Source organism: Caballeronia sp. LZ016 (assembly GCF_031450805.1).
Taxonomy (GTDB): Bacteria; Pseudomonadota; Gammaproteobacteria; order Burkholderiales; family Burkholderiaceae; genus Caballeronia.
Map to the genome: position 1 here is coordinate 813653 of NZ_JARTVY010000001.1, position 12118 is coordinate 825770.

At 65.8% G+C, this 12118-nt stretch carries 10 protein-coding genes and 1 pseudogene; 3 read left to right on the forward strand and 8 right to left on the reverse strand.

All coding sequences use genetic code 11. From position 1 onward, the window contains the following. Window positions 1-190 precede the first annotated feature (190 nt). Window positions 191-1447: pseudogene (locus P9220_RS03870) on the reverse strand (MFS transporter); the annotation flags it as partial. A gap of 296 nt (window positions 1448-1743) precedes the next feature. On the opposite strand from P9220_RS03870, the gene P9220_RS03875 reads away from it, so the two are divergent. The 3 genes from P9220_RS03875 (at window position 1744) to P9220_RS03885 (ending at window position 3945) form a co-directional block, all read left to right on the forward strand. Beyond that, a complete protein-coding gene (locus tag P9220_RS03875; protein ID WP_008352308.1) occupies window positions 1744-1956 on the forward strand; it encodes a hypothetical protein in 213 nt (70 codons plus the stop codon). A 67-nt stretch (window positions 1957-2023) separates the two neighbouring features. Then, window positions 2024-3055, forward strand: a complete 1032-nt coding sequence (locus tag P9220_RS03880; protein WP_309763666.1) for a serine/threonine protein kinase — start codon at window positions 2024-2026, stop codon at window positions 3053-3055. A gap of 167 nt (window positions 3056-3222) precedes the next feature. Continuing rightward, window positions 3223-3945 (forward strand): PepSY-associated TM helix domain-containing protein, encoded by a 723-nt coding sequence (locus tag P9220_RS03885; RefSeq protein WP_309763667.1) that lies wholly within the window; start codon window positions 3223-3225, stop codon window positions 3943-3945. A 1-nt stretch (window position 3946) separates the two neighbouring features. Here P9220_RS03885 and P9220_RS03890 read toward each other — a convergent pair whose 3' ends face one another. The 7 genes from P9220_RS03890 to P9220_RS03920 form a co-directional block, all read right to left on the reverse strand. Continuing rightward, window positions 3947-5152, reverse strand: coding sequence for a PepSY-associated TM helix domain-containing protein (locus tag P9220_RS03890; protein ID WP_309763668.1), 1206 nt, complete (start codon window positions 5150-5152; stop codon window positions 3947-3949). A 104-nt stretch (window positions 5153-5256) separates the two neighbouring features. Further along, a complete protein-coding gene (locus tag P9220_RS03895; RefSeq protein WP_309763669.1) occupies window positions 5257-6276 on the reverse strand; it encodes an XdhC family protein in 1020 nt (339 codons plus the stop codon). Then, window positions 6249-6800 (reverse strand): carbon monoxide dehydrogenase subunit G, encoded by a 552-nt coding sequence (locus P9220_RS03900; protein WP_309763670.1) that lies wholly within the window; start codon window positions 6798-6800, stop codon window positions 6249-6251. The genes P9220_RS03895 and P9220_RS03900 overlap by 28 nt, the downstream gene beginning before the upstream one ends. Beyond that, window positions 6791-8014: a VWA domain-containing protein gene (locus P9220_RS03905; protein WP_309763671.1), complete on the reverse strand. Its 1224-nt coding sequence runs from the start codon at window positions 8012-8014 to the stop codon at window positions 6791-6793. The genes P9220_RS03900 and P9220_RS03905 overlap by 10 nt, the downstream gene beginning before the upstream one ends. Further along, the gene (locus P9220_RS03910) at window positions 7987-8886 is read right to left on the reverse strand and encodes a MoxR family ATPase (protein WP_309763672.1); all 900 of its coding nucleotides are present in this window, start codon (window positions 8884-8886) and stop codon (window positions 7987-7989) included. Before P9220_RS03910 ends, P9220_RS03905 begins: the two co-directional genes overlap by 28 nt. Next, window positions 8886-9692 (reverse strand): xanthine dehydrogenase family protein subunit M, encoded by an 807-nt coding sequence (locus P9220_RS03915; RefSeq protein WP_309763673.1) that lies wholly within the window; start codon window positions 9690-9692, stop codon window positions 8886-8888. Before P9220_RS03915 ends, P9220_RS03910 begins: the two co-directional genes overlap by 1 nt. Window positions 9693-9702: 10 nt before the next feature. Next, entirely contained in the window at window positions 9703-12084 is a 2382-nt protein-coding gene (locus P9220_RS03920) for a xanthine dehydrogenase family protein molybdopterin-binding subunit (RefSeq protein ID WP_309763674.1), read from the reverse strand. Between the last annotated feature and the right edge of the window lie 34 nt (window positions 12085-12118).

Below are 12118 nucleotides of genomic sequence, written 5' to 3' on the forward strand. Positions count from 1 at the left end.
CCTGCTTTTCGTTCTCGATGCGCTCCTCGCGAGAACGCCATCGACGATTCGAGTATAGGCCGCAAGAGACGGGGCGTTGACGGGCGACAGCTGGCCGGAAGGCGACCCCAGCGTGCGGAGCCTTGCGCCGCAAGGCCCGCGCAGCCGCGCTATTAAGCGGACGCGGTAAAACCCTTAGTTTCCTCAGATTTCATTCGGCTTGCACGACGCGCTCGCGGCCATGCAGATAAGCGGCGGCCGCGAGCCCGATAAGCAGCAGTCCGCCGATCAGGCCCGCCACGCCCGGCCATCCGAACGCGGTCCAGAAATGCCCGCCATACGATCCGACGAGGCTCGACCCCAGGTAGTACGCGAGGAGATAGAGCGCGGCGGCCTGTCCTTTCGCCTGCGCCGCGAGACGTCCGACCCAGCCGCTCGCCACCGAGTGTCCGGCGAAGAAGCCGAACGTCAGACACGCAATGCCGCCGATGATCACCGGCAGAGACATCGACAGCGTCAGCGCAATGCCGATCATCATCAGCACGAGACTCGCCATCAGCACGCGGCCGCGTCCGAAAACATCCGCCATCTTGCCCGACCACGGCGAGGCGACCACGCCCGTCAGATAAACGGTGAAAATGGCGCCGATCTCGGTCTGACTGAGGCTGAACGGCGCGCCGAGCAGCCGATATCCGACGTAGTTGTACAGGGTGACGAAGCTCCCCATCAGCACTAAGCCGGTGAGGAACAGAAACGGCAACCCGCGATGTCGCAGATGCCCCGCAAGCGAGCGCCGATGATGATGAAACCCGACGCCGCGCCGCGGTTTGAACCGTCGCGACGGCGGCAGGAGCGAGCGGAACGCGAACGTTGCGAGCAGCCCCAGCAGGCCGATACCGCCGATCGCCACCCGCCAGCCGAAGAAATCCGCGAGCACGCCGCTGATGACACGTCCGGCCATGCCGCCTATCGCCGTCCCGCCGACGTAGAGGCCCATCGCGAGGCCGAGTCCTTCCGGATGCACTTCCTCCGCGAGATACGCCATGGCTACAGCCGGCACGCCACCGAGCGCGAAGCCTTCGAGCGCACGCACGATCAGCAGCGCGTGCCAGTCAGGCAGCAAGGCCGCGATCACCGTGAGCACGGACGACGCGAGCAACGATAGCGTCATCAGCCGATGCCGGCTCCAGCTCTCGGACACGAAGCCGGCAATGAAGATTGCGACGGCCAGCGCCGCCGTGCTTACCGACACGGCCAGTGCGCTCACGGCCGGACTCACGCCAAACGATCGCGTGAATTCGGGCAGCAGCGGCTGCACGCAATAAAGCAGCGAGAACGTCGCATAGCCGGCGAAAAGCAGCGCGAGCGACGCGCGCCAGTATGCGCGCGAGCCGCGTTCGAGATAGGCCGTTGCGTCGTCGGCTGAAGCATTCACGGGTAAGTCTCCGCTTAAAACATCAAACGCGTAACCATACGCCGTTCCCTAGGGTTTTGCCTGATGCAGCGGCGCATTCGACGTGCCGCAGTACGGGACTGACGCTTGCGATACCTGCGTGAGGCAACAATTCACGGCGAAGAGCATCGCATTCGCGCGCCGCCATGCGCTAAAGTAAGCGCACAATCGTTCATGAAAGCCGCGCATGTCGCGCTTCACGCAACAAAGACGCGGCGATTGTCGGTGCACGAGCCGTGGAAAGCCTGGCGGGTGCAACACTTCGCCGGCGCATCGTTTGTCGATCGCCGGCACGTAAACGGGGATTCATCATGCAAATCGGTTCGATTGTCCGCTCCGTGCATATTGCCGTGCCTCAGGGCGCGCGCGGCATCGTCATGCGCATTCTCGGCGACATGGCAATGGTCGCTTGGTACGCAGGCGAACCCGGCGTCACCAAGCTGCTCAATACCGAGCCCTTCTTTCTCGAAGACCTGATCGATACGGGCGATGTCGTGCGCCCGTCCAACACGGTCGTCCATTGAAGACGCTGCGCGGCGGCTGACAAAGCGTCGCCGTGCCGGTGACCGGAAGGCACGGCACAATGTCGGAATGAACTCATTTCATTCCGATTCTGCCGATGCGTCCGCCGCCGACGCTCCGCCCTTCGCCGGCCTCACGCCCGAGCGCGTGCTCGATGCCGTCGATGGTCTGCTGATGCCCGCAGGCGCGCGCACCGACGGCCGCCTGTTGCCCCTCAACAGCTACGAGAACCGCGTGTATCAGGTCGGCGTCGAGGACGGGCCGCCCGTGATCGCAAAGTTCTACCGCCCGCAACGCTGGTCCAACGAAGCGATTCTCGAAGAGCATGCGTTCGTTGCGAGCCTCGTCGCACATGAGATCCCGGCGGTGCCCGCTCGCGTCTTCGAAGGCACGACGCTGCACGAGTTCGACGGCTTTCGCTTCTCCGTCTTCGAGCGGCGCGGCGGGCGCGCGCCCGACCTCGACCGCCGCGACACGCTCGAATGGCTCGGGCGCTTCATCGGGCGCATTCATGCGGTGGGCGGGATGGCGCCGTATCGGGAACGGCCGACGCTCGATATCCAGACCTTCGGCTATGAGCCGCGCGAGTTTCTGCTGGCGCATCGCTTCGTCCCCGACGATGTTCGCGAGGCTTACGAGCGCGTCGTATCGCTGGCGCTGGAAGGCGTCGCGCAGTGCTTCGAGCGCGCGGGAGATATCGGCCAGTTGCGCATGCACGGCGATTGTCACCCGAGCAACGTGCTGTGGACCGATGCGGGTCCCCACTTCGTCGATTTCGACGACAGCCGCATGGGCCCCGCGATTCAGGATTTATGGCTGCTGCTGCCCGCCGGACGCGCGGAAGCGTCGCGCGCGCTCGCCGACCTGCTCGCGGGCTATGAAGACTTCCGGGAATTCGATCAGCGTGAGCTGCATCTGATCGAAGCGCTGCGCACGCTGCGCCTGATTCACTACTCCGCCTGGCTCGCGCGCCGCTGGGACGATCCGGCTTTTCCCGCCGCGTTTCCGTGGTTCAACACGCAGCGTTACTGGGAAGACCGCATCCTCGAACTGCGCGAGCAGGTCGGCGCGATGCAGGAAGGCCCGTTGTGGCCCGTTTGAAATGTTTCGTAAATAACGCCGATCGTCAGGCAATCGCAAAAGATTGTGCTGCGCATTCATGCGTGTAATGATAACAATTCTCATTTGCCCGCCTATGCTCGATCGCAGCGTGTAACCCGCGATCAGGGCGTGGCTTTGCCTACGAACCGCCCGATCCGGAGAGACGCGTGAACGCGCCTGACACACTCAATCCCCAGCCGACGAACGGCTCGGCCCAATATCGCCCGCATGGACGCCTGATCGACGACGCCGAGCAACTCGTGCGCAAGAATCGCTCGCGCCGCTCGACGTTTCTCAAGTGGCTGCGCAAGGTGCACGGCTGGGTCGGTCTGTGGGGCGCGATACTCGGCCTGCTATTCGGCGTCACCGGCTTTCTGCTGAATCACCGCGCGCCGCCGATGCGTATCTCGACCGGGGAGCCGCAGGTATCGCAGATGCAGCTAGCGTTGCCGGCAGGCGGGTTCAAGTCGCCGCGCGACATGGGCGTGTGGCTCAAGCAGGAACTGAAACTCGACGGCAACCTGGGCCGCACGCGCCGCGAGCCGGCGCATCCTGTCGGCTGGGGCGACAAGAGCACGATGCAGCCCGAGCAATGGTCGGCGATGGTCTCGACGCCGGGCAGCAGTGTCATGGCGGAATACTGGGTCGGCAACAACTTCGTCTCGGTGAAGCGGACGGAAAACACCTTCCTCGCGATGATGACGAACCTGCACAAGGGCGTCGGCCTGAGCGTCGGCTGGGTGCTCCTCATCGATACGCTCGCCGGCAGCCTGATTCTGCTTTCGCTGACCGGCGTCCTGCTATGGACCGAGTTGAACAAGCGCAAGACGGCCGGCGCGGCGATCGTCACTGTCTCGCTGATCGCGATGGTCGTCTGTGGCTTGATGTAAGTCAGCGCGCCGCCGACGCCCGGCGCTTTCGCGGGTTATGCCGCGTCAGCCAGAGATAGAGGCCGCTTCCGAGTACGACCACGGTCAGCACGTCGAACGCGGCCCAGAGAATCTTGAGCGGCATGCCGCCGAAATCGCCGAAATGCAGCGGCTGCGAGCCGAGCAGCACTTTCAGATACCACGGCAATTCGCGTGAATCGGTGAGCGCGCCGGTGGACGCATCGACGAGCACGGGCCGGAGAATGCGCGTGGTCAGAATGCCGTCGCCGCGCATCCACACTGCATAGTGATGCGGACTGCTGAAGCGCGTACCCGGAAACGCGACGAACGACGGAATCATGTCCGGTGCGAGCCGTTGCGCGGTCTTCACGGCATCGTCGATAGAAGCGCGCGCCACCGACGGCGGCTGTCCCTGATACGGGGCGATCATCCGCGCGAGCTGATCGTTGCGCCACGCTTCGAGCATGAGATCGGCGAGCGTGTTGATGGAACCCGTCGCGCCCACGAGCAGCGCCCACGCGAGCGTCAGCATGCCGATGGCGTTATGCCAGTCCAGCCACACGATGCGCCGCTTCTTCTTCAGTCGCACGCGCCCCAGTCCCACTTTGCGCCAGAACGGCAAGTACACGACGACGCCCGATACGATCGCCGCGAGAAAGACCACGCCCATCGCGCCGAGGAAGAGCTTGCCGAAGAGTCCGGCGAACATGTCGACATGCAGCTTCAGCAACACGAATTTCAGCGATCCTTTGCCCGGCGGCATGCCGAGCGGCTGCGCGGTGCGGGCATCGACGGTTGTGCTGAGCGTGTCGTCGGGCGGCGTGTCGGCGCGCGGCGCCGTGACGACGATCGGCAGCAGCGGCTCGTCCGGCTCCCAGATCATGTATTGCGGCACATGACCGCGATGTTCCTTCAGCGCGGCGCCGAGCACCGCGTCGTAGCTCGCGCGCGCATTCGCCTGCGATGCAGGGAGCGCCGGCGCTTCGATCGCGTCGCCCGTCAGGAGATCGAGTTCGTGGCCGAACACGAGCGGCAGGCCCGTCAGACACAGCAAGAGCATGAAGGCGGTGCAGACGAGACTCGTCCAGCGATGCACGATCGACCAGATGCGCAATGCGCGCTGGCTCATGGCGCGACGCTCGCGGGTGGCGTCGGCGTGCAACGCGGCTGCGCGTGGACCGTCGCCGGTCAGGAATTTGCCGGGCATGGAAAACGATGGAAAGAACAAGCGGCTGCGCCTGCCCGACGACGATTCGCCGGGTGCGCAAATGAGAACCATTATTATAAGCGGCAGACGTCAGGCTTTTGTAATCAAACGCCGCAAGCCTCGCCGGTGCCGGCTATTTCGCGTGCCGCCTTCGCACCTTCGACGCGCAACAACTCGGGCAGCGAAACGCCGTTCTTCGCGGCGGTGACTTCGGCGAGGATCGAGACGGCGATCTCCGGCGGCGTTCTGCTGCCGATGTAAATTCCGACCGGTCCGTGGAGCCGCGCGAGTTCGGCGTCGTTGAGATCGAATTCCTTCAGCCGCTCCCGCCGCGCCGCGTTATTGCGCCGCGACCCGAGCGCGCCCACGTAGAACGCGGGCGTTTTCAGCGCCTCCATCAGCGCAAGATCGTCCAGCTTGGGATCGTGAGTCAGCGCGATGACGGCGCACCGCTCGTCGAGCTTCATGTCCATCACGGTGTCGTCGGGCATGGTACGAACGATGGTGGTGCCGGGTACGTCCCACTCGTCCGTGTACTCGACGCGCGGATCGCATACGGTCACGTGATAGTCCAGCCCGACTGCGATGCTGCACAGATACCGCGACAACTGCCCCGCCCCGATCACGAGCATGCGGTAGCGCGGGCCGTGAATGGTCAGCAGGGTCGCGCCGTCGAACGCGACGCCATCCGTGGCCTGCGCGGGTTCGAGCCGCGCGGCGCCCGTCGCCATGTCGAGCGTGCGCGCGACGAGCCGTCCGCTTTCCACCGCCGCGCACAGTTCCGCAATGCCGCTTTCGCGCGTGAGCGGCTCCAGCACGAGCTGAATGGTGCCGCCGCACGGCAGCCCGAAGCGATGCGCTTCTTCCGCGCTAATGCCGTACTTCACCGCTTCCGGCTTCGTCTGCTCGATGCCGCCTTGCCGCACGCGTTCGATCAGATCGTCCTCGATACAGCCGCCCGACACCGAGCCGACGACATGTCCGTCGCCGCGCACCGCGAGCATCGCGCCCTCCGGCCGCGGCGACGAACCCCACGTCTTGACCACCGTGACGAGCAGCACGCGCTTGCCCTCTTCGAGCCATTGCGCGCTGTGTTTCAGGACTTCGAGATCCACGCTGTCCATGATTTCTTTCCTTTCTCTTCCTTCTCTTCACCGCCTGATTCCTCGGCGGAAGCATCCTGCTGCGCGTTCGACCCTTGCCCGTTCTGAAGCTGCGCGCCGAATCGCTTGAAAAATTCAGCTGCAATCTTACGCGCTGCGCCATCCACGAGGCGCGAGCCGATCTGCGCGAGCTTGCCGCCAACTTGCGCGTTCGCGCTGTAGGTAAGCTTCGTGGTGTCGGCTTCGTCGCCCGGCTCGAGGTTCACTTTCGCGTTGCCCTTGCTGAAACCGGCTGCACCGCCCTGCCCCTCGAAAACGATGGTGTACGTGTGCGGCGCGTCGATCTCGGTCAGTTCCATGCGTCCCTTGAAGCGTGCCTTGACCGGACCGACGGCGGCAGTCATCCCGACGGCATAGGCATTTTCACCGTCCGCCTCGATACTGTCGCAGCCGGGGATGCAGGCCTTGAGGATCGCCGTGTCGTTGAGCGCTTCCCACGCGCGCGTCTGCGGCACCGGCAACGTGTGAGTTTCGGTCAGTTCCATCGCGTGTGTTCTCCATGCGTGCGGGCGCCGCGCGCGGATAGCGCGGTGAGTTCCCGTCCGACAGCGGCGAGGCTGTCGAGGTTATGAGCCGCGAGCATCGCATCGACGTGCGGCAGGATTGCGCGCACGCCTCGCGCGCGGGGCGTGAAGCCGTCGTATCGCAGAAGCGGATTGAGCCACACCAGCCGATGCGCAAAGCGCGCGAGCCGCGCCATCTCGGCATCGAGCACGTCGATCGCTTCGTGGTCCAGTCCATCGGTGACGAGCAGGACCGTCGCCCGGCCGGCGAGCACGCGACGCGCCCATCGCCGGTTGAACTCCGCCAGCGCCGCGCCGATGCGCGTGCCGCCCGACCAGTCCGCGACCTGCTCGCCGAGCGTCGTGATCGCGACATCGGGATCGCGCTCGCGCAGCGCACGCGTCGCGTTGGTCAGGCGCGTGCCGAACAGGAACACTTGCAGACGCTCGCGCGATTGCAGCAGCGCATGGCAGAAGTACAGCACGGCGCGGGAATACGCGCTCATCGAACCGGAGATGTCGAGCAGCAGAACGAGCGGCGGCCTGCGCTCCAGGACCGCGCGATACTTCCACGCGGTCCAGTCGCCGCCCGCGCGCACGGCCTGCCGCGCGCTGGCGCGCAGATCGGCGTGCGTGCCGCGCGACGCCGCCTTGAGCCGGCGCGTCGGCTCCGTTGCGAGCGGCAGGCGATGCGCGCGAATCTGATGCCGCAGCGCGCGCCACTCGTCGGCGGTGAGCGTGTCGAAATCGCGATGGCTCAGGCGTTCCTGCGCGCTGAAGCTGATGCGCGCATGCGTCTGTTCGGGCTTCGATTCCGGCGCGGGCGCAGTCTTCGGCTCCGCGCGCGCCGCGAGCGCATCGGCGAGACGGTTGTTGCGCTTCGGCGGCGGCGCACCGCTTTCGACCTTCGGCAGCAATAGCGCGCGCAGCTTGCCTTCCCAGTCCGGATCGCGCCAGAAAAGATCGAACGCGGCATCGAAGATATCGCGCTCGTCGTTGGCGTGGACCAGAAGGCAGGCGAGCGTGGCGCGCACGTCATCGCGACGGCGCAAGTCGATGAACCGCAACGCCTCGATCGCGTCGACCGCGTGCGCCGGCGACATGCCGAGCCCCGCGCCCCGCAGCAGCCGCACGAAATGAACGACGTTGCGCGCAAGCGGTTCCATCGTCACGCCTTCGCGGCCGTCGACAAACATTGCGCAATCGTCGATGCGTCCATGCGCGCAAGATCGTCCTGGTACTTGAGCAGCACGCCGAGCGTGTCCCGCACCGATTGCGGGTCCAGTTCCGAAACCGAAAGCGCGGCAAGCGCCCGGCACCAGTCGATGGTTTCCGCGACGCCCGGCGCCTTGAACAGATCCATCGTCCGCAATTCGTGGACGAACGCGACGGCCCGCGCCTGCAACGCGCGGCTGGCTTCTGGCGCGCGCGCCGCCACGATCGCCAGTTCGGCATTGCGCTCGGGATAGCCAATCCACTGATACAGGCAGCGCCGTTTCAGCGCGTCATGCACTTCGCGCGTGCGGTTGGACGTCATCACGACGAGCGGCGGCCGTGCCGCGCGCACGGTCCCGTACTCGGGAATCGACACCTGAAAGTCCGACAGCAGTTCCAGCAGAAACGCTTCGAACGGCTCGTCGGCGCGGTCGATTTCATCGATCAGGAGCACGCGGCGCGCGGCGGCGTTATCCGGATCGGGCAACAGCGCCTGCAAGAGCGGACGCTTCAGCAAGAACTCCCCGCGATACAGCGAATCGTTCGACGGCGTTTCCCCGGAAGCCTCCGCAAGCCGCAGCGCCATGATCTGCCGCGGATAGTCCCATTCGTATAACGCGCTCGCCGTATCGAGCCCTTCGTAGCATTGCAGCCGCAAGAGCGCCGTGCCGCAGATGCCCGCCGCCGCCTTCGCGAGCTCGGTCTTGCCGACGCCCGGCTCGCCTTCGAGGAACAGCGGCCGCTGCATCTTCAGCGCGAGAAACAGCGCCGTCGCAAGCTCGCGGCTCGCGAAGTACTGATGCTCGCGCAGGCGGGCGAGCGTATCGTCGATCGAATCCGGCTCGCTCGGCATCACGTTCCGAACGACATCGCGCGCTCGATCGCGCGGCCCGCCAGCACCGGGATCAAATGCGCGCGATACGCCGCGCTCGCGTGCATGTCGTCGTTGAGGCCGTCGGCGGGAATCGTCACGCCGCGCGCCGACGCCACCGAGAAGTCCTTCGACAACGCCGCCTCCAGTTCCTTCGCCCGGAACGCGGATGGCGCCGCGCCCGTCACGCCGACGCGCACGCCGTCGGCGAGCTTCGCGACGAACACGCCGACCAGCGCGAAGTGGGACGCGGGATTGCGGAACTTCTCGTAGCCCGCGCGTTCGGCGAGCGGAAACTCGACGGCGGTAATCAGCTCGTCCGGTTCAAGGGCGGTTTCGTACATGCCGATGAAGAAGTCGTCGGCGGCGATGCGGCGTCGGTCCGTCACGATGGTGGCGTTCAGCGCGAGCACGGCCGAGGGATAGCAGGCGGCGGGATCGTCGTTGGCAAGCGATCCGCCGATGGTTCCGCGCTCGCGAACCTGCCTGTCGCCGATGCGGCTCGCCAGATCGGCGAGGCCGGGCAGCGCGCGCCGGACATCCGCGTTCGATGCAACCTGCGCGTGGCACATCGCCCCGCCGATGGTCAGCTTGCCCGCATCGAGCGTGACGGTTTTCATCGACGCAATGCGTGTCACGTCGACGAGCGCCGAGGGCTGCGCGAGCCGCAGGCGCATGGTCGGCAGCAGGCTCTGGCCGCCCGCGAGAAACTTGGCGTCCCCGTCGGCGGAAAGCGCGGCGACGGCGGCTTGCGCTTCGTTCGGCCGTTGATAGTCGAAGGTGTACATGGCGTCGTCCTCAGGCGTGTTGAGCGGCGTGCATCGCGGTCCAGACGCGATGCGGCGTCGCCGGCATCTGCAAGTCCTTCACGCCGAGCGGCGCGAGGGCATCGAGAATCGCGTTGATGACGGCCGGCGGCGAACCGATCGCGCCCGCTTCGCCGCAGCCCTTCACGCCGAGCGGGTTGTGCGTGCACGGCGTGCCCTTCGCGGTCTCCACATCGAAGCTCGGCAGGTCGATTGCGTGCGGCATCGCGTAGTCCATGAAGGAGCCGGAAAGCAACTGGCCGCTGTCCTTGTCGTACACGCAGCGTTCGAGCATCGCCTGTCCGATGCCCTGCCCCAGCCCGCCGTGCACTTGTCCTTCGACGATCATCGGATTGATGACGTTGCCGAAGTCGTCGACGGCGGTGAACTTCTGGATGCGCGTTTCGCCCGTATCGCGATCCACCTCGACTTCGCACACATATGCGCCGGACGGATACGTGAAGTTGGTCGGATCGTAGAACGCGTTCTCGTTGAGGCCCGGCTCCAGCGTTTCGAGCGGGAAGTTGTGCGGCACGTACGCCGCGAGCGATACGTCCGCGAACGTCTTGGTCCGGTCCGTGCCCGCGACGCGGAACACGCCGTTATTGAATTCGACGTCCTGCGGCGATGCTTCGAGCAGATGCGCGGCGATCTTCTTCGCCTTGGCTTCGATCTTGTCGAGCGCCTTCACGATGGCCGAGCCGCCGACCGCGAGCGAGCGCGATCCATACGTGCCCATGCCGAACGGGATGCGGCCGGTATCGCCATGAATGATCTCGACGTTCTCGAGCGCAATGCCGAGCCTGTCCGCGACCACTTGCGCAAACGTCGTTTCGTGCCCCTGACCGTGACTGTGCGAGCCGGTGAACACGGTGACCGAGCCGGTCGGATGCACCCGCACTTCGCCCGCTTCGAACAGGCCCGCGCGCGCGCCCAGCGCCCCCGCGACGTTCGACGGCGCGAGCCCGCACGCCTCGATGTAGCACGAATAGCCGATGCCGCGCAGCTTGCCCTTCTGCTGCGATTCCTCGCGGCGCTTATCGAAGCCCGCGACATCCGCCAGTTGCAGCGCGCGGTCGAGGATGGCGTCGTAATCGCCGGTGTCGTACGTGAGGCCGACCGGCGTTGCATACGGAAACTCGCGGATGAAGTTGCGGCGGCGCAACTCGACCGGGTCCATGTTCAGCTCGCGCGCCGCCGTTTCGACGAGCCGCTCGACGACGTAGGTCGCCTCGGGACGGCCCGCGCCGCGGTAGGCATCGACAGGCACCGTGTTCGTGAACACCGCCTTCACTTCGGCGTAGATGGCGGGCGTCGCGTACTGGCCGGCGAGCAGCGTCGCATAAAGGATGGTCGGCACCGACGACGCGAACGTCGACAGATACGCGCCCATGTTCGCCGTCGTGTGAACGCGCATGCCGAGGAACTTGCCGTCCTTGTCGAGCGCCAGTTCGGCTTTGGTGACGTGATCGCGGCCGTGCGCGTCGGAGAGAAAGGCTTCGGAACGCTCGGCGGCCCACTTGATGGGACGCCCCACTTTCTTCGATGCCGACGTCAGCGCGACGTCCTCCGCATAGAGAAAGATCTTCGAGCCGAAGCCGCCGCCGACGTCCGGCGCGATCACGCGCAGCTTCGATTCCGGCAGCGACAGCACGAAGGCCGCCATCAGCAATCGCTCGACGTGCGGGTTCTGATTCGCGACGTACACCGTGTAGCTGTCGTCGTGCTTCGAGTAGCTCGCGTTGACGGCGCGCGGCTCGATCGCGTTCGGGACGAGGCGCTGATTCACGATGTCGAGCGTCGTCACGTGCGCGGCCTGCGCGAACGCGGCGTCGGTGCGCGCCTTGTCGCCGTGGCCCCAGTTGTAGCAGACGTTGTCCGGCACGCCGTCGTGAACGAGCGGCTTGCCGGGATCGGCCGCGCTGGCGGTATCGACCACGGCGGGCAACTCTTCGTAGTCCACGACGATCAATTCGACCGCGTCCTTCGCTTCCTTCAGCGATTCGGCGACGACGAGCGCGACCTGATCGCCCACATGCAGCACCTTGTCATGCGCGATCACGGGATGCGGCGGCTCGTGCATCGGCGAGCCATCGGTGCTGTGGATCAGCCATCCGCACGGCAGGCCGCCGACGTTCTCGGCTGCGAGGTCCTTGCCGGTAAAGATGGCGATGACGCCGGGCGACGCCGTGGCGGCGTCGATGTCGATCGAGCGGATGCGCGCGTGCGCATGGGGCGATCGAAGAAATACGCCGTAGCTTTGCTGCGGCAGGACGACGTCGTCGGTGTACTGGCCGGCGCCCGTCAGGAAGCGATAGTCTTCCTTGCGCTTGACGCCGGCGCCAATCAGCTTCTGTTGCTCAGGTGCGTTCATCGCGGTCTCTCCGTTGGTAGGCGCGATTCGTCTG

Coding starts and splice junctions, on each gene's coding strand:
- P9220_RS03895 (WP_309763669.1), bottom strand. CDS start 6,276: ATGGACAGCGTGGATCTCGAAGTCCTGAAACACAGCGCGCAATGGCTC.
- P9220_RS03880 (WP_309763666.1), top strand. CDS start 2,024: ATGAACTCATTTCATTCCGATTCTGCCGATGCGTCCGCCGCCGACGCT.
- P9220_RS03920 (WP_309763674.1), bottom strand. CDS start 12,084: ATGAACGCACCTGAGCAACAGAAGCTGATTGGCGCCGGCGTCAAGCGC.
- P9220_RS03915 (WP_309763673.1), bottom strand. CDS start 9,692: ATGTACACCTTCGACTATCAACGGCCGAACGAAGCGCAAGCCGCCGTC.
- P9220_RS03875 (WP_008352308.1), top strand. CDS start 1,744: ATGCAAATCGGTTCGATTGTCCGCTCCGTGCATATTGCCGTGCCTCAG.
- P9220_RS03900 (WP_309763670.1), bottom strand. CDS start 6,800: ATGGAACTGACCGAAACTCACACGTTGCCGGTGCCGCAGACGCGCGCG.
- P9220_RS03910 (WP_309763672.1), bottom strand. CDS start 8,886: ATGCCGAGCGAGCCGGATTCGATCGACGATACGCTCGCCCGCCTGCGC.
- P9220_RS03905 (WP_309763671.1), bottom strand. CDS start 8,014: ATGTTTGTCGACGGCCGCGAAGGCGTGACGATGGAACCGCTTGCGCGC.
- P9220_RS03890 (WP_309763668.1), bottom strand. CDS start 5,152: ATGCCCGGCAAATTCCTGACCGGCGACGGTCCACGCGCAGCCGCGTTG.